Genomic DNA, 22,599 nt, shown 5'->3' with positions numbered 1-22,599 from the left:
GAATGATCCGAGTTTGTGCATGCCCGGTACCCGGGGATGTCGAAGTACAGTGGCTCATCGAGGAGGGGCCAAATGAAGCTGCGGCTTGCGCGACACGCCCTCGGTGATGCCGTGGTGGTGGCCGTTGAGGGTGAGCTGGACCTGTTCACGGCGCCGTTCCTCCGCGACGAGGTGCGAGACGCCATCAAGCAGGATGGCGCCTGGCTGGTGCTCGACCTCCAGCAGTTGTCGTTCATGGACTCCAGCGGGCTGTCGGTGCTGATCGAGGCATGGCGGCTGGCCACGGGAGAGGGCGGCGGCGTGTCGCTGGCCGGGCCGCAGGCCCCGGTGGCCCGCATCCTGCGCACGACCGGGCTCGACCGGCGGATCAAGGTATATTCCGATGTCGACACGGCCGTAGGTGAGATTTAGCCCACCCCGAGTAGAACTTCATTCGGTTGGCGGGTTAGGGTCCGGGATATGGACGTGAACGGATCTGCAGCAATCATCTCCGGCGGGGCCAGCGGCCTCGGCGAGGCGACGGCCCGCGAGCTCGCGGCCCACGGCGCCACGGTGGTCATCGCCGACCTCAACGAGGAACGCGGCAAGAGCATCGCCGACGAGCTCGGTGGGGTCTTCGCCCGGACCGACGTGACGGACGACGAGCAGGTACAAACGGCGGTCGACGCGGCCGTCGCCACCGGCAAGCCGCTGCGCGTCGTGGTCAACAGCGCGGGCATCGGCTGGGCCGAGCGCACCGTCAACCGTGAGGGCGCCCCGCACAACCCCGCCTCCTTCCGCAAGGTCATCGAAGTCAACCTGATCGGCACGTTCAACCTCATGCGCATCGGCGCGGCGGCCATCGCCAAGACCGAGCCGGTGGACGCCGACGGACAGCGGGGCGTGGTCATCAACACCGCCTCCGTCGCGGCGCTGGAGGGCCAGACCGGGCAGCTGGCCTACTCGGCCTCCAAGGGCGGCATCGTGGGCATGACCGTGCCCGCCGCGCGGGACCTGGCGGCCATCGGCGTACGGGTGAACACCATCTGCCCGGGGATCATCGACACCCCCATCTACGGCTTCTCGCCCAACTCCGACGAGTTCAAGGCCAAGCTGGTGGCGCCGGTGGTGTTCCCCAAGCGCATGGGACGGGCCGACGAGTTCGCGCACCTGATCAGGTCCCTGATCGAGAACGACTACATGAACGCCGAGGTCGTCCGCTTCGACGGCGGCATCCGCTTCCAGCCCAAGTGAGGTCACGTGTCTGACGAAGTGCTCGTCGAAGAGTCCGATGGCGTCGCCGTGATCACGATCAACCGGCCCGCCGCGCGCAACGCCATCAACGGCGCGGTGGCCCGCGGTATCGCGGCAGCCCTCGACGCGCTGGAGGCTCGTCCCGACATTTCCGCCTATGTTCTGACCGGAGCGGGCGGCTACTTCTCGGCGGGCATGGACCTCAAGGGCTTCCTGTCCGGCGACTTCCCGGTGGTCGAGGGCCGCGGCTTCGGCGGCCTGGCCGAGTCGTCGCCGAAGAAGCCGATCGTGGCGGCGGTCGAGGGCTATGCGCTCGCGGGGGGCTTCGAGCTCGCCCTGTCGTGCGACGTGATCGTGGCCTCGTCGGAGTCCACCTTCGGCCTGCCGGAGCCCAGACGGGGCCTTGTGGCGGGCGCGGGCGGCATCATGCGGCTGCCGCGCCGGATCCCGTACCACGTCGCCATGGAGATCGCTTTGACCGGCGATCACTACCCGGCCTCACGCCTGTACGAGCTGGGGCTGGTCAACCGGATCACTCCGGCGGGCGAGGCGCTGGACGGTGCGCTGGAGCTGGCCCGCAAGATCGCCGCCAACGCCCCGCTGGCGCTCGCGGCCACCAAGCAGGTGATCATCGAGTCGCAGGACTGGTCGCTGGAGGAGATGTTCGCCAAGCAGGGCGGCATCATCAATCCGGTGTTCAGTTCGAAGGACGCCATGGAGGGCGCGGCGGCCTTCGCCGAGAAGCGCGCCCCCCAGTGGAAGGGCGAGTAGTCCTTTTCCCGACCCCCTCCCCTTTTTGGGAGGGGGTTGCGAACTGTTGGCTTTTGAGCGTGCATGAGGCGTTTCTCGTTGTGTTTCGATCCTCGCGTGAACATGTCGATGGGGTACGCGCGGAGGTGGGTCCTCGTCTGTCTCACGGTGATGCGTGACAGCGTGCTCGCGGTTGCGGCTGGACGGGTCCGGTCGGCGTGATCGTGGTGGGCGTCGATTCCCGTAGCACCGGTCGTGTGACGGCGAGGGCACGTTTGTGGCGGTGGGCGATGGGCGGCGGATGTGTCGCTCACATGTTCGACCGACAGGTCAACTTCTGGTAGCCTAACGGTCACTGTCGGTGAAAGTCCGGGGTGGGTGGCGAGTGGTCCGGGCGTGTTGGTGGGGCGATGGCGTGGAGGTGCGGATCTCGTGTTGCGCTCGCCACTGTGGTCGCCGGCCGGTGGACTTGCTCATCCGTGTGGCGCTGGGGGTGATCGGGGATGGCTGAGGCGTTGCGGCCGATCGCTGTGCCGTTCGTGGCGACCGGGCCGTCCGGGATAGCTGTCCGTGATCGGCTCAAGGGTTTGACGGCCCGCGATGAGCAGGTGCTGCGTCGGGTGGGTGCGCATCTGGGTGTGCTGGCTTCGCGGGATCTGGCGGTGCGTTGTCGTGCTGGGCTGGAGCATTCCGCTCAGGCGTGGGCCGACCGTAAGCGGGAGCTGACACCGGAGTCGTCATCACGCTGGGCTGGGGCGATCACCAAGGCCAGCCATGATCAGTGGGCGCTGGCCCGCCGCCGCCAGCTGGCCCACCTCCACTCGCTTGAGGCGGGTATCGCGGCGATCGCGCACCGGTTGTCTCAGCCGATCGGCGCGAAGGGTTCTAAGAGGGCGCCAGGCGGTTACCGCAGCAGGCGGGAGTGGCATGCCAAGAAGCGCCGCCTGCATGTGCTGAGCGACCGGCTGGAGCGGGAGCGGGCCGACTACGAAGCCGGGCGGGTGCATATCGTGCGGGGCGGCAAGCGACTGCTCAACACCCGGCACCACCTCCAAGCCGCTCAGCTCACCGAAGCGCAGTGGCGCGAGCGGTGGCAGGCCGAGCGGTGGTTCCTGCAGGCCGATGGCGAGTCGGGCAAGCGCTACGGCAACGAAACCATCCGCCTCACCCCCGACGGCCAGGTAAGCATCAAGCTCCCGGCGCCGCTGGCTCATCTGGCCAACGCCGCCCACGGCCGCTACGTCCTGTCGGCGCGGGTGCGTTTCGCGCACCGCGGCCAGGAGTGGGCCGACCGGGTGGAAGCCAACCGGGCCGTCGCCTATCGCATCCACCTCGACATCCCCCGGGGCGGGGTGCGTGGCCGCTGGTATCTGACCGCCTCCTGGCAGCATCAACCGGCCGCAACGATCCCGCTCCAGGCGGCGCTGGCCGGCGGCGTGATCGGGGTGGACACCAACGCCGATCATCTGGCCGCCTGGCGGCTGGACGTGCACGGCAACCCGGTCGGCGACCCGCGCCGCTTCGGCTACGACCTGTCCGGCACCGCCGGGCACCGCGACGCTCAGGTCCGGCATGCTCTGACCCGGCTGCTGCACTGGGCCTGGGGGTGCGGGGTGCGCGCCATCGCGGTGGAAGACCTCGACTTCGCCGCCGAGAAGACCCGCGAGAAACACGGCCGCAACAAACGGTTCCGGCAGCTCATCTCCGGCATGCCCACCGGCAAGCTCAAAGCCCGGCTCACCAGCATGGCCCAGGCAGCCGATATCAGCGTCATCGCCGTGGACCCCGCCTATACCTCCAAGTGGGGAGCCCAGCACTGGCAGCACCCCCTGACCAGCCTCACACGCAAGACCAGCCGTCATGACGCCGCCGCCGTGGCCATCGCACGACGCGCCCAGCAGTACCCGATCCGGCGACGGACGCCACCGCCCCCACGCGACCAGAGCGATCGTATGGGGCATCGGACCGTCCAGGCCGAATCGTGTGCTGCCAGGCGTGAGGAAACCCGCCACCGCACACCGGACCACGCACACGATGCGCCGGGCCCGGATACGGCCAGAACGCGGGCAACCAGCGCACCCAACACCGTTCGGGGCGCGCCAGTGCAACTCACGTTCACTGTTCCAGGAACGGTTTCTTAGCGCGCGCATAACTTCTTCTGCGTACGGTAAAGAAGGAAAGGTCTAGCGGGAGGGGCGCATGAGCGACTATTCGAGGTCCGCGTACGAGTCGGCCAAGCGTGGCGCGGGCACCCTCCTCGCCGGCGCCCTGAGCGCGACCTTCGTCATGGTCGTGATGCTCGCCGTGATGTGGGCCGTCGAGGTCGTCGACTACACGACGAACGGCAGCCTGGATCGCGAGTTCGGCATCGTCGGCTGGGACCCGTCGGGACTCGTGGGCATCTTCTTCGCCCCGTTCCTGCATGTGGGCTTCGGGCACCTGATGGCCAACTCGCTGCCGCTGCTGATCCTGGGGTTCCTGGCGGCGTTGCGCGGGCTCGGCCGGTTCTTCGCGGCCAGCCTGCTGATCATCGTGATCGGCGGTATCGGCACCTGGTTCACCAGCCCCGACACGATCACAGTGGGCGCGAGCGGCCTGGTGTTCGGATATTTCGGGTACGTCCTGGCCCGCGGGATCTTCGACCGGCGCGTGTTCGACATCGTCATCGGGATCGGCGTGGGGATCGCCTACTACTCCATCCTTTGGGGCCTGCTGCCCAACCAGCAGGGGATCTCCTGGCAGGGCCACCTGTTCGGCCTGGTGGGCGGCATCATCGCCGCCTGGCTGCTGCGCCGCAAGCGCGAAGTGGTGTAGGACGCCGCACACCCCCTACGTGATTGGTTGGATCGACGCTTGGCCGCATCTCGACAGGCCAGACTCTTCGTAGTGGAATGATTACGCAAAGTATCCACGAAGGGAGTCTCCCCGTGTCGAACCCTCTGGCCGAAGCCAACCTCCGGGCAGCGTTCGCCGTCGTCGACGCCAACGGCAGCGGATACCTCGAGGCCGCCGACTTCGAGAGCCTCGCCGATCGGATGTGCGCCGTGATCGCGCCCGACCCGAGCTCGCCCTCGCACACGAGACTGCGGGCGGCCTACCGGGCATGGTGGGACCAGATCCGCAGCGCCGACACGGACGGGGACGGCCGGGTGAGCTGCGACGAGTATGTCGCCCTCGTGCAGGCGGGCGTGGCGGAGGATCCCCACTACTACGACAACGGTCTGAAGCCCCTCGCCGACGCGGCGTTCGACGCCATCGACGCCGACGGGAACGGCTCGATCTCGCGGGAGGAGCTCGCCCGCCTGTACATCGCGGCCGGCGAGTCCGCCGAGACGTCCAACGGCTTCTTCGACCGCGTCGACACCGACGGCGACGGGTGCATCTCCCGCGAGGAGTACACGGTTGCCTTGCAGGGCATGTACGCGCCCGGATCGGCCGATGACGCGAGCGCGTGGGTGCTGGGCGGTCGCGAAGTGGTGTAGGACGGCCGCTCACCCCGACCTCGCAGAATCGGGGGTGAAATGCTGACACGGCCTCAGACATGTAAGGGGTGTTCGTAACCCCCGCATGAGGAGGCCACCATGGGAACCGCCGGTGGATGACGACCGGAGGCACCGGTTCGAGGCCGTGTACGCCCAGACATACGAGCCGATTCTCGGCTACGCCATGCGCCGCTGTGACTCTCCCGAGGACGCGGCGGACGCGGTCGCCGAGACGTTCGCCATAGCCTGGCGCCGCGTCGACGCCCTGCCGTCCCACGCGGAGGCCAGGCTTTGGCTCTACGGCATCGCCAGGAACGTCCTGGCCAACCAGCGGCGCGGCCAGGTCAGGCGCCGGTCCAGGAGCGTGGATCTCGACGCCGACATCGCCGACCTCTACGCCCGCTCGCCCGAGGGCAGTGTCGAGCTCGGCGCGATCGCACAGGCGTTCAAGGAGCTGCACGAGGACGATCGCGAGCTGCTGTCCCTGGTCGCCTGGGAAGGGCTGGACCACGCCCAGCTCGCCAAGGTCCTCGACTGCTCGCGCAACGCCGTACGCATCCGGCTCCATCGCGCGCGCAAGCGCTTCTCCAAGGCGCTGGCCGGCGCGGGCATCTCCGTCAACCGTCTTCCCGTGGAGTCCAGATGAACGAGTTGAGCGAACTCGCCAGGGTCAGGAAGCTCGCCAGGGTCGGGGACGATCAGCTGGCCGGCCAGGCGTCCGGCGCGGGGGCCCGTGCGCTGCTGGCGGCCATCGTCGAGGAGAAGCCGGGCACGGAAGCCGCAACCGCAGCCGCAACCGACGGGCGTCGGGCGCCGAGGTCGCGCCGCGGTCGCCGCCTGCTCGTGGGGCTGGCCGCCACCGCCGCACTCGCCACCGCCGCCGTCATGGGACCCGTCCTGCTGGAGCGGAACGCGGGCACCGCCACCTCGTACGCGAACACGGCCATCGACATCGAGCTGCGGGGCGACGAGTACATCGCCAGGATCAAGGACCCGTTCGCCGACCACGCCCTGTACGCCGAGGCGTTCCAGGCGATGGGACTCGACATCGGCGTGGAGCTGATCCCCGCCTCACCCACCCGGGTGGGCGCGGTCGTGCGCTACGGATTCGCCGGCACCACCGAGGCCGACAGGCTCGGCGGCGGCCTGGAGCCGGACGGCTGCGCGCTGGGCCACGAAGGCTGCTTCCTCACCGTCACGGTGAGCAAGGGCTTCAAGGGCCGAGGCACCTTCTACCTGGGCCGCCCGGCCAGGCCCGGGGAGAAGTACCAGGCCCAGGCGGAGGCCGGCAGGAAGGGCGAGATGCTCGAAGGCTACGAGGCCGCCGGCCGGACCGTCGGCGAGGTCATGACAGAGGCGCACCGGCGCGGCCTGCGGGTGGCCTTCCAGATCATCGAGCCGAACCCGGACGGCAACGGCTACTCCATGAACCCGGCGAAGCAGTCGGCCAAGGTCGGCGACCACTGGTACGTCTGGGCCGCCGACCCCGAGCAGGCCGGCACGGTACGGCTGCTGGTCACGGAGAAAAAGCTCCCGAAGAACCCGGTAACCGGCGAGTAGCCAACGCGGTGACACGAAAGGGGCGGCCCTCCTGGGGCCCCTGCCACGACGGACCGTCCCCTTCCGCTCCACGAAGGGGGCGGCCCTCCCTCGACCCCCCGCCGCAACGGACCGTCCCCGAAGGGGGTGTCGCTCCCTGGGGGCCCGAGCCACGACGGACCGTCTCTTTCCTCCCCGGAGGGGGCAGCCCTCGCTAGGGCCCTGCCACGACGGACCGTCTTTTCCCTTCCCCGGAGGGGTCTCCCTCCCAAAGGACACCAGCCACCACAGACCGTCACAGAGGACGACACGGTCCTAAGAGCTGTGCACCCGCTCGGCCGGGGAGGAGGACAGCAGGCGATCTATCAGCGCCAGGCCGATGGCCGACAGGACGAAGGCCAGGTGGATGATCGTCTGCCACATCATCTTGCTGTCCGCGATCGTCTGGGCCTTGATGAACGTCTGCAGCAGGTGCACCGACGAGATGCCCACGATGGCCGTCGCCAGCTTGACCTTGAGGACGTTCGCGTTGACGTGGGACAGCCACTCCGGCTCGTCGGGGTGCTCGTTGAGGTTGATCCGCGAGACGAACGTCTCATAACCCCCGACGATGACCATGATGAGCAGGTTGGAGATCATCACCACGTCGATGAGGCCCAGCACCGACAGCATGACCGTGACCTCCATGTCGGTGTCACCACCGTGGAGAACGCCTTCGATCAGGTGCCAGAGCTCGACCATGAACTGCCAGACGTACACCCCCTGGGCCACGATGAGCCCCAGGTAGAGGGGGACCTGCAGCCAGCGGCTGGCGAACATCAGGTAGCCCAGGCCAGTGGGCCGCCTGCTCATACTCATCCGGTATAACCCCTGTCACATGACGATATGTCGGGCACGAGTGGGCGGAAAGGAAGATCAACCCTGGTCGCGCGTCGGCTTTTTAGGGAAGAATGTTTCCTAACTCACTGAGCCGGAGGGTTGGTCAGTTGGCGAACCTGGGATCCCTGGAACGCGCGATCATGGACGTGCTGTGGGATGCCGGTAGGCCGATGCGGGTGCGCGAGCTGCTCGCCACGCTCAACGAGGTGCGCGAACTCGCCTACACCACGGTGCAGACCGTCGCCGAACGGCTGGTGAAGAAGGGCCTGCTCGTCCGCACGCCGTACCGTAACGCCTTCAAGTACGCGGCGGCCTACTCCAGGGACGAGCACGTCACGCGGCTCATGCTGGAGGCGCTGGCGGCCAGCACCGACCGGCTGCCGGTGCTGGCGAGGTTCGCGCAGAGCGTCGAGGAGGAGGACGCCCTGGCCCTGCTGGACGAGCTGTCACGCCGGACGGGTCAAAAACGCTCGACCACGTAACCGGCGTGACGGGTCAAAGACGCTCGACCACGTAGTCGATGCAGACCGTCAGCGCCTCGACGTCGGCCGGGTCGATGGCCGGGAACATCGCGACGCGCAGCTGGTTGCGGCCGAGCTTGCGGTAGGGCTCGGTGTCGACGATGCCGTTGGCGCGCAGCGCCTTGGCCACGGCCGCCGCGTCCACGTCGTCGGAGAAGTCGATCGTGCCGACCACCTGCGAGCGGAACTCGGGAGCCGCGAACGGCGTGGTGTAGGAGGTCTTGTCAGCCCAGGTGTAGAGGCGCTGGGCGGAGTCGGCGGTGCGGGCGGTGGTCCAGGCCAGGCCGCCGTTGCCGTTCATCCAGTCGAGCTGGTCGGCCAGCAGGAACAGCGTCGCCACCGACGGGGTGTTGTAGGTCTGGTCCTTGCCGGAGTTGTCGATCGCGACCGGCAGGCTGAAGAACTCGGGCACGTAGCGGTCGGTGGCGGCGATCTCTTCGACCCTGGCCAGGGCGCGCGGCGACATGAGCGCGATCCACAGGCCGCCGTCGGAGGCGAAGCTCTTCTGCGGGGCGAAGTAGTAGACGTCGGTCTCCTCGATGGACACGGGCAGGCCGCCCGCGCCGGAGGTGGCGTCAACGAGCACCAGGGAGTCGTCGGAGCCGACCCGCTTGATCGGCATGGCGACGCCGGTCGAGGTCTCGTTGTGGGTGAGCGCGTAGACGTCGACGCCGTCCTCGGCCGCCGCGGCCGGGTAGGTGCCCACCTCGGACTTGATCACCGTCGGCTCGCCCAGCCAGGGCGCCTTCTTGGCGACGGTGGCGAACTTCGAGGAGAACTCGCCGAACGACAGGTGCTGGGACCGCTCCCGGATGAGCCCGAAGGAGGCGATGTCCCAGAACGCGGTGGTGCCGCCGTTGCCCAGCACGACCTGGTAGCCCTCGGGGAGCGAGAACAGGTCGGCGAGGCCGGCGCGTACGCGGCCGACCAGGTTCTTGACCGGCTTCTGGCGGTGCGAGGTGCCCATGACGCTCGCGCCGGAGGCGGCGAGCGCGGCCAGTTGCTCGGTGCGAACCTTCGAGGGCCCGCAGCCGAAGCGGCCGTCGACGGGCTTGATGTCAGCGGGAATCACGATGTCAGCCACCTGACCAAGGGTACTTACCCGCCGAGGTTGCCTGGACCCGGGTCCGGATGGTGAGAAAGGATGAACCATTTCCCTCGATCATTCGTTGGACCAGCAACACGGGGTGAGGTCCGGCTGGAGGAGTCCGGGTGGCCGATCTGCGGAGTGTCGTCGAAGCGTTGATTCGCCGGCCGGTGTTCTGGCGGGCCGACCCGCCACTGCCCACGGTGCTCGTGACGGGCCCTGAGGCGCTCGCCGCGGTCGAGCTGCTCGCCGAGCCCTTTCAGGACTCCGTGCCCTACGCCCACGTCAAGGAGGGCGCGTACGGGACGGTCCAGGAGCTGGTGAAGGCCCTCGCGGGGGAGCACGGCCAGCTGGGCAAGCCGGTGGGCGGGTCGCTGCTGCCGCCGCCGCGCTTCCCGCTCGCGCAGTTCGTGCTCTGGGCGAGGGAGCAGCGGGACCTGCCGCCGCCGGACGCCGCCGGGAGCTGGCCGCCGGATCCGCACTCGCACAGGGGCTACCGGGCGTTCAAGGAACGGCTCAAGGAGTGGCAGCGGAGCAGCCGCGACAGCGACCGGGGGCGCAGGACCTCGGCCGACTTCCTGGCGCGCGCCGCGACGACCTGGGTGCCGGTCGGCACGCTGGCCGTCTGGTGGTTCAACGGCCCCGCCGACCTCGTCGGCCTCGCCCCGTGGGTGCTCGGCCTGCTGGTGGCCGCGCTCGGCACCACCGGCCAGGCCTTCTTCTCGATCAGGGGGACGCTGTTCACCGGTTGGCTGCGCAAGCAGCCGTACGTACGGCGTAAGCGGTTCGAGCGGCCCACCCCGTACGCGCTGCGCCTGGCCAACGCCGACGACGACGCCATCGAGCGGTTACTGGTGCACGCGCTGATCCGGGATCTGCGCGAGGCGTACAAGAAGTGGATCATCCCGTGGCCGAGCTGGGGCAGGGGGCTGTACGCCCTGCTGCTGATCCAGGTCGTCGATCCCGACGGGGTCAACGCGCGGTTCCTGCGGCTGGTGGAGGAGACCACCAAGAAGACCGGGCTGCTGCCGCCGATGGTCGTGCTGGCGGCCGTGTCCTCCGTCCCGCCCGGACCGCCGATCGGGTCCGCGGAGCTGGACGAGCTGCCCGAGGTCGTCGGGCGGTGGCGGGCCGCGGCCCGGCTGCGCGTCCCTGACCTGCGGATCGGCATCCGGGCCACGGAGGTGCCCGCAGTCGGGTCGTACCCGCCGGTACTGCCGCGCAGGAAGCGGGCCCTGGCCTACTGGACGGCCATAGGGCTGCTGCTGGTCCTGCCGTTCGCCCTGGTCTTATGGATGCAGCGGGACAGGGCCGCGCACTGCGGCGGTCTGCAATGGGCGGAGCGCAGCGGGACCGAGTGCGTCGGCATCGTGAACGCCACCGCCGACACGCCGGACGACCTCTTCGACGGCGCCGTGAAGCAGCTGGTCAAGAAGATCGACGCGAACAACGCCTACGCCCTCGGCTCGGGACGGTATGTCAGCGTGGTCCTGTTCGGCGAGTTCTCGATCATGAAGACGGAGGCGAACGACACCCGGCTGTCGGCCGCCGTGTCGGAGCTGGAAGCGGTGGAGGAGCAGCAGCGGACCGCCAGCACCACGCCCCGGCTGCAGGTGCTGATCGCCAACGCCGGCGACAACTTCCGCCACGGCCGCCGGACGGCGCAGCTCATCACCGAGCTCGCCGCGCAGGACCCGCACGTGATGGGCGTGATCGGCCTGCCGCGCAGTGTGGAGGGCGTCAGCCAGGCGATCGAGGAGTTGCACCTGGCGAAGATCCCGATGGTGGCGACCACGGCGACGGCGGACCGGATCGGCTACGTCGGCGACTCCGCCGACGGCGAGCAGCCCGGCCAGCCGTCCCCCTACTACTTCCAGATGGGGCCGACCAACTTCCGTGAGGCGACGTTGGGCGCGCGGTTCGCCCGGCGCATGCTGCTCGCGGACGTGGACAAGCCGGTCGCGGTCATCGTCCAGGACGAATCGATCACCGACCAGTACACGAAGAACCTGGCCGACGACTTCGAGACCGCGCTGACGGCGCAGGGGATCACCGTCAAGGAGCCGAAGGACTACAACGTCGAGTCGGGCGGCATCCAGGAGGCCGCTGTGGCGGCCTGTGGCCTCAAACCGGACGTCTTCCTCTATGCCGGGCGGGCTTCGGAGTTCCTCGGCTTCCTGGCCTCGGTCGAGGGCAGCGGCTGCAAGGACGCGAAGGTGCTCGCGGGCGACGACGTCGTCAGGGCGATGGCCGAGCACGCCGGTGAGATCGCCCACATGAAGCAGATGGAGGTCTACTACGTGGCGCTGGCGCACCGGGCGGTGTGGAACCAGAGCGCCACCAAGCAGACCGCGTTCATCAGCGGCCTGCTCGCGGGCGCGCACGCGAAGTCCTCCGACGACAACCTCATCCTCACCTTCGACGCGGCCAACGTGCTCTACCAGGCGGCCAGCACCGCCTACCGGGCCGGTGCGCAGGAGGGCGGCGGCCTGCCCAGCCGGGGCGACATCCTTTACCGGCTGACCCGGCGGGTCTGGAACGGCTCCAGCGGGAAGATCGACTTCGGCTCCGCCGATCTGCACGCGCCGGTCGACAAGGCCATCGCGATCATGAAGGTGGACGTGGCGCGGGCGGGCAACCCCAAGCCGGTCGTCCGCTGCGGCTCGCTGGACGTCAGCGAGCCGCCCCCGAAGGACACCGTGTGCGCCCACCTGCCCGACACCGCCGACTATCCGATGAAAGCCCCCCAATGAAATACGGCTGCCGCGTCGGAACGCGGCAGCCGTACAAACAGAGGGGTCGAGGCGTCAGATGATGCCGACGACCTCGGAGGCGCCGGGGACGTCGCTGAGCGGACGCGACGCCGGGCCGATGTACTTGGCGCTCGGGCGGACCAGGCGGCCCGTGAGCTTCTGCTCCAGGATGTGCGCGGCCCAGCCGGCCGTACGGGCGCAGGTGAACATCGAGGTGAACATGTGCGACGGCACCTCGGCGAAGTCCAGCACCACGGCCGCCCAGTACTCGACGTTCGTGGCGAGCACCCGGTCGGGCTTGCGCGCGTGGAGTTCCTCCAGCGCGGCCTGCTCCAGAGCGGCGGCGACCTCGTAACGAGGCGCGTTGAGCTCCTTCGCGGTACGGCGCAGCACCCGCGCGCGCGGGTCCTCGGCACGGTAGACGCGATGGCCGAAGCCCATCAGCCTGCTGCCCTTGTCGAGCTCGCTCTGCACGTACTTCTTGGCGTCGCCCAGGCGCTCGACACCTTCGATCATGTGCAGCACCCGGGCCGGAGCACCGCCGTGCAGCGGGCCGGACATGGCGCCGACCGCACCGGAGAGCGCGGCCGCCACGTCGGCGCCGGTGGAGGCGATGACCCTGGCGGTGAACGTGGAGGCGTTCATGCCGTGCTCGGCGGCCGAGGTCCAGTAGGCGTCGATGGCCTTGACGTGGTTGGGGTCGGGCTCGCCACGCCAGCGGACCATGAACCGCTCGACGATGGTCTTGGCCTCGTCGACGCGGCTCTGCGGCACCATCGGCAGGCCGAGGCCGCGCGCCGACTGCGCCACGAAGGACAGCGCCATCACGGAGGCGCGCGCGAGCTGGTCGCGGGCCTCCTCGTCACTGATGTCGAGGAGCGCCTTGAAGCCGTAGGCCGGGGCCAGCATGGCCAGCGCGCTCTGTACGTCTACGCGGATGTCACCTGAGTGGACAGGAATGGGGTACGGCTCCGCCGGGGGCAGGCCCGGCTGGAACTTGTTGTCGACCAGCAGGCCCCAGACGTGCCCGAAGGGGACACGGCCGACCAACTCCTCGATGTCGACACCCCGGTAGCGAAGGGCGCCCCCTTCTTTGTCCGGTTCCGCGATCTCGGTCTCGAAAGCTACAACGCCCTCGAGGCCGGGTTTGAAGTCGGACATTCTCGGCCGCCTCCCTTTCTTGCCATGTTGCGGCAATGCCTTGATGTCGAGATACCGGCGGGTCAATTTAACCCCCTACCCGCCCGTGGTCGGTCTCCGGACCCGCCGGAACGCGAAAGCCGCTGGTAGGGAGTGTTGTGTGGGATCTGCCACCAAGCGCGCAAGAATACCGTCTCGTGGATGCCACCTCGCGCCCGCCCGCGCTGGCGGGGCTTCGCCGTACGTATGAGGGCGAGCCGCTGCTCGAAGCCGATCTCTCCGCCGATCCGATCACCCAATTCGCCACCTGGTTCCAGGAGGCGCTCACGGCCGGCCTGCCGGAACCGAACGCCATGGTGCTGGCCACGGCCTCGGCCGGCGGCCGGCCGAGCGCCAGGACCGTCCTGCTGAAGGGCTATGACGAGCAGGGGTTCGTCTTCTACACCAACTACGAGTCGCGCAAGGGCCGCGACCTCGCCGAGAACGCCCGCGCGTCGCTGCTGTTCCCCTGGCACCCGATCCGCCGCCAGGTGCGGATCGAGGGCACGGTCGTGCGGCTCTCGCACGAGGAGTCGGCCGACTACTTCAACTCCAGGCCGTACGGCTCGCGGATCGGGGCCTGGGCGTCGCGCCAGTCCGCGGTCGTGCGGTCCAGGGAGGAGCTGGACGCCCGATACGACGAGCTGGCCGCCCGGTGGCCGGAGCATCCGCCCGTGCCCGACTTCTGGGGCGGCTTCCGGGTCAGCCCGCTGGAGGTGGAGTTCTGGCAGGGGCAGCTTGACAGGATGCATGACAGGCTCCGATATCGGCGAACGCGCCCCGGATGGGTTCTGGAGAGACTTGCCCCTTAATGTGCCTTAGGTGGCAATCGGGGAGCTGGTCAAGCGTCATCTCATAGACATACGGCCGCTGGCCGTCCCCACCTACCGGCGGCTCTGGTCCGGTCAGGCCATCGCCAACATCGGCATCGGCGTGACCGTCGTCGCGGTCAGCAAGCAGGTTTGGGACCTCACTCAGTCCTCGTTCTGGGTCGGCCTGCTGGGTCTGGCCAACCTGATCCCGCTCATGGTGTTCGGGCTGTGGGGCGGGGCGTTCGCCGACGCGGTCGACCGGCGCCGGCTGCTGATCGCCAGCTCGCTCGTCTCCTGGGGCGCGACGCTCTTCATCCTGGCCCAGGCCCTCCTCGGCCTGGGCAACGTCTACCTGCTGCTGCTCGCCTCGGCCGTGAGCGCCACCGGGTTCGCCATGACCTCACCCGCCCGCGGCGCGATCATCCCGAGGATCCTGCCCGCCGAGCTGGTGCCCGCCGCCAACGCGCTCAACTCGCTGGTCTTCGGGTTGGGCGCGATCGTCGGGCCGATGATCGCGGGCGTGCTGCTGGCCTGGCAGGGCTACGCGCTGGCGTACGGGATCGACGCGCTGCTCTTCACGGCCAGCCTGTACGCCTCGATCCGGCTGCCCCAGCTGCTCCCCATGGGCGAGATCCAGCGGCCCGGCTGGCGGTCGGTGATCGACGGGCTGCGCTACATCGCGACCGGGCCGGTCCTGCTGATGTCGTTCGTCGTGGACATCATCGCGATGGTGTTCGCGCTGCCCAGGGCGCTGATCCCGCAGGCCGTGTCCGAACGCTTCGACGGCTCGCCGATCGCGCTCGGCTGGCTGTCGGCCGGCATGGCCATCGGCGCGGTGCTCGGCGCGCTCGGCTCCGGCTGGGTGGGCCGGGTACGCCGCCAGGGGGTGGCGCTGACGGTCACGATCGCGCTCTGGGGGCTCAGCGTGGCCGCGGCCGGGTTAGCCCAGCAGCTCTGGCTCATGGTCGTGCTGATGGCCGTCGGCGGCGTGGCGGACATGGTCTCGTCGGTCTGGCGGCAGTCCATCCTGCAGCTGCACGCTCCCGACGAGATGCGCGGGCGGATGCAGGGGGCGTTCATGGTGGTCGTGGCGGGCGGGCCGCGCCTGGGCGACCTGCGCGCCGGGGTGACCGCCGTGTGGTTCGGGATGACGTGGGCGTGGGTGGGCGGCGGGCTGGCGTGCGCCGTCGCGGTCCTGATCGTCGGGCTGTCGGTGCCGAGCTTCAGGAACTACCGGGCCGAGTAGCCGTCGGTGTCGTGGTCATGCGGAGGGCGGCGCCCACGCCCAGGTCAGGCGGTGTCCGCGGCCGCTTTGAGGTCGGCGAGGAAGCCCGCGTACGCCTCGTCTCTGTCGGGAGCCCGCAGCACGGCCGAGGGGTGGATGGTGGCGATCGCCAGCGCCTCGCCCAGCGGGATCGGCTCGCCGCGCTGCCTGGTCAGCCGGAACTCCGTGCCGAGCAGCGACCGCGCGGCGGTCGCGCCGAGCACCACGACCACCTGCGGATGGACCACGGCCAGCTCGGCTTCGAGCCAGGGCCGGCAGGCGTCGATCTCGGCGGCCGTCGGCTTCTGGTGGATGCGCCGCTTGCCCTTGAGCGTGAACGAGAAGTGCTTGACGGCGTTCGTCAGATAGACCTCCTCGCGCTCGATCCCCGCCTCCTCCAGCCCCCGGTCCAGGACGCGTCCGGCGGGGCCGACGAACGGCGCGCCCCGGCGGTCCTCCTGGTCACCAGGTTGCTCGCCGACCAGCATGAACCGCGCGCCGGCCGGGCCCGCGCCGAACACGGTCTGGGTCGCCTTCTTGAACAGCTCGCAGCCTTGGCACCCGCCCGCCGCCCGCCGCAGCTCGGTGAGGTCGCGCCGGTCGGGAAGGAACCGGGCCGCTCCTTTGTTGTCGTCCTTCGCCATCGTCGGTCGTTCTCCCCATAGGGTTCCGTGTGACTTCTGTGCCCGTCGCGGACGGGTCCAGTCCCCGCCATGACCGGCGTAGCATTCAGATGGGAGGAGCCTTGACCGCACACGGCCTGATCGACACCACGGAGATGTACCTCCGCACGATTTTCGAGCTCGAGGAGGAGGGCATCGTCCCGTTGCGCGCGCGCATCGCGGAGCGGCTCCAGCAGAGCGGTCCCACCGTGAGCCAGACCGTGGCCCGGATGGAGCGCGACGGCCTGGTCCGCGTCGAAGGTGACCGCCACCTGTCGATGACCGACCTCGGGCGCACCCTGGCCACGCGCGTAATGCGCAAGCACCGGCTCGCGGAGTGCCTGCTGACCGAGGTCATCGGCCTGCCCTGGGAGGACGTGCACATCGAGGCGTGCCGCTGGGAGCACGTGATGTCCGAGTCCGTGGAGACCCGGCTGGTGACGCTGCTCGACAACCCCACGGTCTGCCCGCACGGCAACCCGATCCCCGGACTGGGCGAGCTGGGCGCCAGAGAGCCCGTAGAGGGTGGCGCCAGCCTCTTGACATCCATGTCCGACCTCGCCGGACCCAGAGATATACCCGTAGTCGTGCGGCGAATTAGCGAACAAGTGCAAAGCGATCCTGCTGTGATGCTTAAACTCAAGCAAGTTGGGATACAACCCGGACGCGAGGTGACGCTCGCGGCGAGCGACGACGGTGTGCGGGTGACAGGTGACGGTGACGCGAACGACACTCTCGCGGAGCTTCCGCGTGACGTTGCCGCGCATGTTTTCGTCTCCAGGCGCTGACTCGCCCGCTACTCCTTGGTTGAATCCCTATTGGGAGGCCCTCCACTCCCGGCCGGTCGACGCTGTTGCAGGAGTGCCCGTGGTTCGCATTGCGCACATGCCCTCCCTAGGAGTGGTCTCCGGATGAAGCGTTGGGGGGATGTGTCCCAGGAAGAGGCTGATCAGCTGGCGGCCGAATCCGTTCTTGATCATGCCGAGATGGCGGTCGTCGTGACCGACCGTTTCAGCAATCTCCTCTATTGGAACCCCTTCGCCGAGAAGCTCTTCGGCCGCCCGTCCAAGTCGTCACGTGACACCTCGATGCTGTCGCTGGGCATCATGGAGAAGGACCACCCGCTCGCCATCGAGCTCACCAAGCATGTGCTCAAGGGCGGTGTGTGGGAGGGCACCTTCGACGTACGCCGGGGTGACGGCACGATCGTCTACGTCCGCGCCCAGGCCGTGCCGCTGCGCCACCCCTCGGGGTCGGTGACCGGCATCGTCGTCACCGCCCGCGAGGCGCTGCGCAGCAACGAGCGGGAGAAGGACCGCTTCGGCCTGCTGGAGCGCATCGGCGAGCGGCTGGCCGGCTCGCTGTACGTCGAGGAGACGCTCAAGCGGGTGGCCGAGATGCTCGTCCCGCAGTTCGCCGACCACTGCTTCATCGAGTTGATGGAGGGCGACCGGCTGGTCCGGCGGGTCTCGCAGCACGTCCAGGGATGGAGCCCCCCGGCCGGCACCTGGAAGCCCGTGGGCGCGGAGATCCGCTACCCCGTCGGCCACTACGCCGACACCGCGCTGCGCCGCCAGGAGACCATCCTCGTCGAGGACTTCGCCGTCAGCAGCTTTCCGTCGCCGAGCGAGAGCAGCGCCAAGCTGTGCGGCGAGGTCGGCATGACCTCCGCCATCGTGGCCCCCCTGTGCGTACGCGGTGAGACGCTCGGCCTGATGTACCTCGGGCTGTCCAACCTCACCGACCGCCGCAGCCCCCACTACGACGCCTTCGACCGCGACTTCGTCGGCGCCATCGCCACCCGGGTCGCGCTCGCGATCGACAACGCGCTGCTGTTCGAGGAGGAGCGGCACACCGCCGAGTCCTTCCAGAAGCACCTGCTGCCGCGCGCGCTGCCCCAGCTCGACGGCCTGCAGATCGCGGTGCGCTACTACCCGGCGGCGCCGCTCGCCTCCCACGGCCAGGGCATCCAGACCCAGGTCGGCGGCGACTGGTACGACGTGATCCCGCTGTCGGCCGGTCGCGTCGGCATCGTCATCGGCGACGTGGAGGGCCGGGGCGCCAAAGCCGCGGCCATCATGGGCCAGCTCAGGGCGGCGCTGCGGGCCTTCGCGCAGGACGACAAGTCACCGGCCGACATCCTGGCCAGGCTCGACGAGTGGACCCGCATCATCGCCACTCCCGAGAAGGACGACAGCGGCGCCGACATCAGCGTCCCGCCGATCGTCACCTGCCAATACCTCGTCTACGACGCCTGGTCGCGGCAGCTGTCGTTCGCCAACGCCGGGCACGCGCCGCCGTTGCTGCTCGTCGACGGCCAGTGCCTCGAGCTCGACATCGAGGAGGTCGGCCAGCCGTTGGGCGTACGCGCCAAGGGTCTGCACGCCGACCTCGTCTACAAGGAGGAGACCCGCACGCTGCCGCCCGGCGCGGCGCTGCTCCTCTACACCGACGGCCTGGTCGACCGCCGTCCCGGCCGCGACGGCCGGATGCCGAGCGACGAGGAGACGCTGGGCGTCCTCTGCGAGAAGCTGGCGAAGATGGCCGACGCCGAGGTGGAGCGGGTGGCCGACGCGGCGACCGTCGCGGTGCCCGGCGAGATCGACGACGACATGGCGATCCTGGTGGTCCGGTCGAGCGAGTCGGACCTCGACGTCGAGGAACGCACGTTCCCGGCCCAGCCGATCATGGTCGGTGAGGCGCGCCGGATGGCCTCCGAGGCGTTCGGCGGCTGGAACGTCCCCGAGGAGCGCGCCGAGCTGGCCTGCCTGCTCGTTTCCGAGGTCGTCACCAACGTCGTGCTCCACGCGGCGCACGGGAGCGTGCCCCGCAGGGAGCTGGTCGTCGAGGGGCCGCCGCTGCCGTTCGAGGAGTCGTGGGACATACCCGGCTTCGAGGACGAAGTGGTGAGCGACAAGGAGTTCACGCTGCGGCTGCGCCGGGGCGAGGAGTCGGTCTGGGTCGAGGTGTTCGACCAGGACCTTCGCCTGCCGCGGATCCGGAGCGCGGGGGAGAACGACGAGGGCGGCCGGGGCCTTTACCTGGTGGACCAACTCGCCAGGCGCTGGGGGTCGAGACCCACCAGGGAAGGCAAAGCCGTCTGGTTCGAGATTCCCACCCGTAGCCGTTGAGTGATTAGCTCGACGCCATGGACCTGGCCTTCGAGCGTCGCGGCACCGGCGCGCCGCTGATCCTCCTTCATGGCATCGGCCACCACTGGCAGGCATGGCTGCCGGTCATGGACCGTCTCGCCGCCTCCCGCACCGTCATCGCCATCGACCTGCCCGGCTTCGGTGTCTCGCCCGGCCTGCCCAAGGGCACGCCGTACACCGCGGAGTCGCTCGCCGACGCGGTCGAGTCGTTCTGCGCGCTGCTCGGCGTGCGCGAGCCGCACGTCGCGGGCAACTCGCTCGGCGGCTACATCGCGCTGGAGCTGGCCTCGCGCGGCGTCGTCCGCACCGCCACCGCGCTGTCGCCCGCGGGTTTCTGGTCGCGCCCCGAGCTGCTGTACTGCCGGTCGGTGCTGCGCGCGCTGCGGGCCACGGCCAGAACGCTGCCGCCGGAGCAGGCCATCGGGCTCGCCGAGAATGCCCTCGGCCGGGCCCTTTCAGCCGGGCTCCTGGTGGCCCATCCGTCCCGGATATCACCGACGGCGCTGATCGCCGCCACCCAGGCGCTGGGGGGTGCGCCCGGCTTCGACGAGACCCTGGAGGCGTTCGTCGGGGTGATGCCGCCCGCGCCGTCCAAGTCGCCCATCACGATCGCCTGGGGCGAGCACGACCGGCTGCTGCCACGCCGCCAGGCCGTACGCGCCGCCAGGTGGTCGGGGCAGCGGGTCAAGCTGCTCAAGGGCTGCGGTCACGTGCCGATGAGCGACGATCCTGAACTGGTGGCCCGGGTGCTGCTGGACGGCAGCGCTGCTTAGGCGGCCTCGAGGTTGGCGGCCATCTGGTTGAGCACCGCGAGGGTGGTCTGGAAGTCCTGCGTGCTCACGCCCTGGATGGCGAGCTGCCTGAACTCGCCCACGCGATCGAGGACCGCCGCGTGGGCCGTCCTGCCTTCGTCGGTGAGGGTGGTGCCGGTGATCCATCCCCTGGCGGTCAGCTCGCGCAGCGCGTCGCCGACGCCGTCGAACGCCTTCAGCGCCTCGTACGGGTCGTCGCCCTCGGCCACGGCGTTGAGCGCCTGCCATTGGCGGCGCGAGAGGTCATGGTCGTGGAGTGCGCGGGCCATCGTGCCCTCAAGGAGGGCGTGGACATGCTTGAGGAGGAAGCCGATTCGTCGGTTCATGGATGTATAATAGCAACTATATGTACTTTGACAATGAAGTAGCCGCAGTCGAGCGTGCGATGGTCGCCATCAGGCGCAGGCAGAGCAGGCGCGCGCTGGCGCGCCTGCAGGGCGCGCCGGGCCCGGAGTTCGAGGTGCTCGACGTGATCGAGTCCGCGAGCGCGCCCGCCACCGTCTCCACGGTGGCCGACGCGCTCTCGGTCGACCAGCCGAGGGCGAGCCGGCTGGTGGCGGCGGCCGTCGCGGCGGGCCTGGTCGAGCGCCGGGCGGACCAGGCCGACGGGCGCCGGGCGCTGCTCGCGCTGACCGGCGCCGGCCGGACGGCGTTGGAGCAGGCGCATCGCGGCAGGCAGGCGGCGTTCGCCGAGGCGATGGCGGGATGGTCGGAGGCGGAGCGCGCGGAGTTCGCGCGGCTCCTCACCCGCTTCGTCGAGGGGCTCCCCGGCTAGCGGAACGTCTGGCCATAGATGAGCAGCATGACGATGATGAAGACGATCATCACCCCGGCGTAGCCGACCGGCCCCAGACGCAACACGCGGCGCACGCGGTTGAGCCCCCAGGCGAACAGCAACGCCAGGAAAACCAGCAGGATCAGGCCGCCGTACATGCTGACCAGTATGCGGTGTCGGGGCGCTTCCCGCGTGGTTCACCGGCTGCTGATCTTGACATGAGCTTGCCGAGCCGAAACGCTGGGCGATCTTTGATGCCCTACCGAGGAAGACAACCGTGCACTTATTACGTGGTCATCAGTGGATCCGCGCCATGGCCGTGGCCGCTCTCGTGGTTACTCCCCTCGCCGGAGCGAATGCCCCAGCCGCAGCGGCAGACGACACGATCGTCCTGCCCCTGGAGGCCCAGCCCCAGATCGAGCGCCCCACTCTGGACGGCATCAAACGCGCGGCCGCCAACAAGCGCGGCACCCTTGAGGCGGCCGTCGAGGCGTACGTGGCCGAGACCGCCGCCACCTCACCCACGGCTTGGGCGAACCAGCCCGACGGCAGAGCAAGCATCCCAGACGTCATGGTCGACGACCTGTCAGCGGTAGAGCTGGACGACCTCGCGGCCCTCGCGCAGGACACCGGGACCGGCTTCGCCGAGACGATCGATCGGCATGGTTGGGCGCCGGCCTATCGCAAGGTCGCGGCCGAGCTGGAGGAGGCGTTCCCGGAGGAGTTCTCCGGCGCGGTCCGGGCCGAGGACGGCTCCAGCGCGTGGTTCGGTTTCAAGAACGCGATCCCCGAGCAGGCGGTCGCGCTCGCCAAGACGCTTCCCGCAGAGGTGCGGCTGGTCGGCGGGCGAGGCTTCTCGGAGGCGGAGCTGGCGGCGGCTTCGGAGAACGCGCACGTCGCCGCGATGGCGGACCCGGCGGTCGCGGGGGCGAGCACGTACTACGAGATCGAGACCGGCGTGATCCATGTCTCCGCGCAACTGCGCGAGGCGGAGACGCCGCCGGCCGAGCAGGATGCCGTACGCGCCCGGCTCGCGTCCATACGGACTCTCAGCTCGGGCATCAAGGTCGAGGTCGAGGTGTCTTCCATGCCGGCGTCGGTCCCGCAGGACGACTACCTCCGCGGTGGCGGCTACCTGACCGGATGCACCGCAGGGTTCATCCTCAAGTACATCACCAGCAGCACCAAGCGGCTCGGCACGGCCGGGCACTGCGGGACCACGGAGTTCAGCACGTACAAGAATCACAGTGCCGACGGCGGATCGACGAGCGTCATGGAAATCTGGTCCCATCAGGGGAAGTGGGGCGACATCGGGTATTACGACACCGGCGGCATGACGCCCACGCGCACCTTCTACTACGACTTCAGCAAGAAGCGCTACGCCGACTCTCGTTCAGGCATGCCGGCGGTCGGTGACACGGCATGCAAGTTCGGCAAGATCAGCGGGCGCGTCTGCACCACCGTGCGCTACCGCAACGTCTCCGTCAACAGCCTTCGACACATGGTCGTCTCGAACTCGACCGACTGCGCCGCCGGTGACAGCGGCGGCCCCTGGTACCACGGTGGCATGGCCATGGGCATCCACCAGGGCCTGATTCGCAAGTCCGGCGACATCTACCGGTGCTCGTTCACGCCGGCGTACCTGTACCAGAACAGAAAGTACGACGTCTGGCAGCGCTGACCACGGACGAAGACGCCC

The 22,599-nt window shown here is 69.3% G+C and carries 23 protein-coding genes; 17 read left to right on the top strand and 6 right to left on the bottom strand.

Features of this window, described 5'->3' with window-relative positions; genetic code table 11:
* Positions 1–72 precede the first annotated feature (72 nt).
* From LDL49_RS25550 to LDL49_RS25515, 8 genes are all read left to right on the top strand, one after another.
* Positions 73–411: an STAS domain-containing protein gene (locus LDL49_RS25550; protein WP_225294105.1), complete on the top strand. Its 339-nt coding sequence runs from the start codon at positions 73–75 to the stop codon at positions 409–411.
* Between the two features lie 48 nt (positions 412–459).
* Positions 460–1,233 carry an SDR family NAD(P)-dependent oxidoreductase gene (locus LDL49_RS25545; RefSeq protein WP_225294103.1) on the top strand — a complete coding sequence of 258 codons (774 nt, stop codon included), beginning with the start codon at positions 460–462 and terminating at the stop codon, positions 1,231–1,233.
* Positions 1,234–1,239: 6 nt separating this feature from the next.
* Positions 1,240–2,004 carry a crotonase/enoyl-CoA hydratase family protein gene (locus LDL49_RS25540; RefSeq protein ID WP_225294101.1) on the top strand — a complete coding sequence of 255 codons (765 nt, stop codon included), beginning with the start codon at positions 1,240–1,242 and terminating at the stop codon, positions 2,002–2,004.
* Positions 2,005–2,486: 482 nt separating this feature from the next.
* A complete protein-coding gene (locus LDL49_RS25535) occupies positions 2,487–4,124 on the top strand; it encodes a transposase (RefSeq protein WP_225294099.1) in 1,638 nt (545 codons plus the stop codon).
* Between the two features lie 58 nt (positions 4,125–4,182).
* Positions 4,183–4,797 carry a rhomboid family intramembrane serine protease gene (locus LDL49_RS25530; protein WP_225294098.1) on the top strand — a complete coding sequence of 205 codons (615 nt, stop codon included), beginning with the start codon at positions 4,183–4,185 and terminating at the stop codon, positions 4,795–4,797.
* 113 nt (positions 4,798–4,910) lie between these two features.
* Positions 4,911–5,465: an EF-hand domain-containing protein gene (locus LDL49_RS25525; protein WP_225294096.1), complete on the top strand. Its 555-nt coding sequence runs from the start codon at positions 4,911–4,913 to the stop codon at positions 5,463–5,465.
* 112 nt (positions 5,466–5,577) lie between these two features.
* A complete protein-coding gene (locus LDL49_RS25520) occupies positions 5,578–6,111 on the top strand; it encodes an RNA polymerase sigma factor (protein WP_225294095.1) in 534 nt (177 codons plus the stop codon).
* Complete coding sequence (locus LDL49_RS25515; RefSeq protein ID WP_225294093.1) at positions 6,108–7,025, top strand: hypothetical protein; 918 nt, start codon at positions 6,108–6,110, stop codon at positions 7,023–7,025. The genes LDL49_RS25520 and LDL49_RS25515 overlap by 4 nt, the downstream gene beginning before the upstream one ends.
* A 294-nt stretch (positions 7,026–7,319) precedes the next feature.
* On the opposite strand, the gene LDL49_RS25510 is transcribed toward LDL49_RS25515, so the two are convergent.
* Positions 7,320–7,856 carry a TIGR00645 family protein gene (locus LDL49_RS25510; RefSeq protein WP_225294091.1) on the bottom strand — a complete coding sequence of 179 codons (537 nt, stop codon included), beginning with the start codon at positions 7,854–7,856 and terminating at the stop codon, positions 7,320–7,322.
* A gap of 134 nt (positions 7,857–7,990) precedes the next feature.
* Here LDL49_RS25510 and LDL49_RS25505 point away from each other — a divergent pair, with 134 nt between their 5' ends.
* Complete coding sequence (locus LDL49_RS25505) at positions 7,991–8,365, top strand: BlaI/MecI/CopY family transcriptional regulator (RefSeq protein ID WP_225294089.1); 375 nt, start codon at positions 7,991–7,993, stop codon at positions 8,363–8,365.
* A gap of 13 nt (positions 8,366–8,378) precedes the next feature.
* On the opposite strand, the gene serC is transcribed toward LDL49_RS25505, so the two are convergent.
* Positions 8,379–9,488, bottom strand: coding sequence for a phosphoserine transaminase (serC, locus tag LDL49_RS25500; RefSeq protein ID WP_225294087.1), 1,110 nt, complete (start codon positions 9,486–9,488; stop codon positions 8,379–8,381).
* A gap of 128 nt (positions 9,489–9,616) precedes the next feature.
* Here serC and LDL49_RS25495 point away from each other — a divergent pair, with 128 nt between their 5' ends.
* The gene (locus LDL49_RS25495; RefSeq protein ID WP_225294085.1) at positions 9,617–12,244 is read left to right on the top strand and encodes an ABC transporter substrate-binding protein; all 2,628 of its coding nucleotides are present in this window, start codon (positions 9,617–9,619) and stop codon (positions 12,242–12,244) included.
* Between the two features lie 54 nt (positions 12,245–12,298).
* Here the strand turns inward: LDL49_RS25495 and LDL49_RS25490 are convergent, their stop codons facing one another.
* The gene (locus tag LDL49_RS25490) at positions 12,299–13,405 is read right to left on the bottom strand and encodes a citrate synthase 2 (protein WP_225294084.1); all 1,107 of its coding nucleotides are present in this window, start codon (positions 13,403–13,405) and stop codon (positions 12,299–12,301) included.
* Between the two features lie 176 nt (positions 13,406–13,581).
* Here LDL49_RS25490 and pdxH point away from each other — a divergent pair, with 176 nt between their 5' ends.
* Entirely contained in the window at positions 13,582–14,235 is a 654-nt protein-coding gene (gene pdxH, locus LDL49_RS25485) for a pyridoxamine 5'-phosphate oxidase (RefSeq protein ID WP_225294082.1), read from the top strand.
* 10 nt (positions 14,236–14,245) lie between these two features.
* Positions 14,246–15,481 carry an MFS transporter gene (locus LDL49_RS25480; protein WP_225294080.1) on the top strand — a complete coding sequence of 412 codons (1,236 nt, stop codon included), beginning with the start codon at positions 14,246–14,248 and terminating at the stop codon, positions 15,479–15,481.
* A gap of 44 nt (positions 15,482–15,525) precedes the next feature.
* Here the strand turns inward: LDL49_RS25480 and LDL49_RS25475 are convergent, their stop codons facing one another.
* On the bottom strand, positions 15,526–16,143 hold the full coding sequence (locus LDL49_RS25475) for a UdgX family uracil-DNA binding protein (RefSeq protein WP_225294078.1): 618 nt from the start codon (positions 16,141–16,143) through the stop codon (positions 15,526–15,528).
* Between the two features lie 101 nt (positions 16,144–16,244).
* On the opposite strand from LDL49_RS25475, the gene LDL49_RS25470 reads away from it, so the two are divergent.
* From LDL49_RS25470 to LDL49_RS25460, 3 genes are all read left to right on the top strand, one after another.
* Positions 16,245–16,949: an iron-dependent transcriptional repressor DtxR gene (locus LDL49_RS25470; RefSeq protein ID WP_225294076.1), complete on the top strand. Its 705-nt coding sequence runs from the start codon at positions 16,245–16,247 to the stop codon at positions 16,947–16,949.
* A 123-nt stretch (positions 16,950–17,072) separates the two neighbouring features.
* Positions 17,073–19,292 (top strand): ATP-binding SpoIIE family protein phosphatase, encoded by a 2,220-nt coding sequence (locus tag LDL49_RS25465; protein ID WP_225294074.1) that lies wholly within the window; start codon positions 17,073–17,075, stop codon positions 19,290–19,292.
* A 17-nt stretch (positions 19,293–19,309) separates the two neighbouring features.
* Entirely contained in the window at positions 19,310–20,086 is a 777-nt protein-coding gene (locus tag LDL49_RS25460; protein WP_225294072.1) for an alpha/beta fold hydrolase, read from the top strand.
* Here the strand turns inward: LDL49_RS25460 and LDL49_RS25455 are convergent.
* Positions 20,083–20,451: a winged helix DNA-binding protein gene (locus LDL49_RS25455; RefSeq protein ID WP_225294070.1), complete on the bottom strand. Its 369-nt coding sequence runs from the start codon at positions 20,449–20,451 to the stop codon at positions 20,083–20,085. The two genes, LDL49_RS25460 and LDL49_RS25455, sit on opposite strands and share 4 nt — an antisense overlap.
* A 20-nt stretch (positions 20,452–20,471) precedes the next feature.
* Here LDL49_RS25455 and LDL49_RS25450 point away from each other — a divergent pair, with 20 nt between their 5' ends.
* A complete protein-coding gene (locus tag LDL49_RS25450; protein WP_225294068.1) occupies positions 20,472–20,900 on the top strand; it encodes a MarR family winged helix-turn-helix transcriptional regulator in 429 nt (142 codons plus the stop codon).
* Here LDL49_RS25450 and LDL49_RS25445 read toward each other — a convergent pair.
* Positions 20,897–21,058: a hypothetical protein gene (locus LDL49_RS25445; protein ID WP_225294066.1), complete on the bottom strand. Its 162-nt coding sequence runs from the start codon at positions 21,056–21,058 to the stop codon at positions 20,897–20,899. The two genes, LDL49_RS25450 and LDL49_RS25445, sit on opposite strands and share 4 nt — an antisense overlap.
* A 119-nt stretch (positions 21,059–21,177) precedes the next feature.
* Here LDL49_RS25445 and LDL49_RS25440 point away from each other — a divergent pair, with 119 nt between their 5' ends.
* On the top strand, positions 21,178–22,581 hold the full coding sequence (locus LDL49_RS25440; protein WP_225294065.1) for a S1 family peptidase: 1,404 nt from the start codon (positions 21,178–21,180) through the stop codon (positions 22,579–22,581).
* Positions 22,582–22,599 lie beyond the last annotated feature (18 nt).

Source organism: Nonomuraea aurantiaca (genome assembly GCF_020215705.1).
Lineage (GTDB): Bacteria > Actinomycetota > Actinomycetes > Streptosporangiales > Streptosporangiaceae > Nonomuraea > Nonomuraea aurantiaca.
The sequence above is the reverse complement of the archived record's forward strand: the minus strand, read 5'-3'. Positions and strand labels throughout refer to the sequence as shown.

Coding starts and splice junctions, on each gene's coding strand:
- LDL49_RS25550 (WP_225294105.1), top strand. CDS start 73: ATGAAGCTGCGGCTTGCGCGACACGCCCTCGGTGATGCCGTGGTGGTG.
- LDL49_RS25545 (WP_225294103.1), top strand. CDS start 460: ATGGACGTGAACGGATCTGCAGCAATCATCTCCGGCGGGGCCAGCGGC.
- LDL49_RS25535 (WP_225294099.1), top strand. CDS start 2,487: ATGGCTGAGGCGTTGCGGCCGATCGCTGTGCCGTTCGTGGCGACCGGG.
- LDL49_RS25530 (WP_225294098.1), top strand. CDS start 4,183: ATGAGCGACTATTCGAGGTCCGCGTACGAGTCGGCCAAGCGTGGCGCG.
- LDL49_RS25515 (WP_225294093.1), top strand. CDS start 6,108: ATGAACGAGTTGAGCGAACTCGCCAGGGTCAGGAAGCTCGCCAGGGTC.
- LDL49_RS25510 (WP_225294091.1), bottom strand. CDS start 7,856: ATGAGCAGGCGGCCCACTGGCCTGGGCTACCTGATGTTCGCCAGCCGC.
- LDL49_RS25490 (WP_225294084.1), bottom strand. CDS start 13,405: ATGTCCGACTTCAAACCCGGCCTCGAGGGCGTTGTAGCTTTCGAGACC.
- LDL49_RS25475 (WP_225294078.1), bottom strand. CDS start 16,143: ATGGCGAAGGACGACAACAAAGGAGCGGCCCGGTTCCTTCCCGACCGG.
- LDL49_RS25465 (WP_225294074.1), top strand. CDS start 17,073: ATGAAGCGTTGGGGGGATGTGTCCCAGGAAGAGGCTGATCAGCTGGCG.
- LDL49_RS25460 (WP_225294072.1), top strand. CDS start 19,310: ATGGACCTGGCCTTCGAGCGTCGCGGCACCGGCGCGCCGCTGATCCTC.
- LDL49_RS25455 (WP_225294070.1), bottom strand. CDS start 20,451: ATGAACCGACGAATCGGCTTCCTCCTCAAGCATGTCCACGCCCTCCTT.
- LDL49_RS25450 (WP_225294068.1), top strand. CDS start 20,472: ATGTACTTTGACAATGAAGTAGCCGCAGTCGAGCGTGCGATGGTCGCC.
- LDL49_RS25445 (WP_225294066.1), bottom strand. CDS start 21,058: ATGTACGGCGGCCTGATCCTGCTGGTTTTCCTGGCGTTGCTGTTCGCC.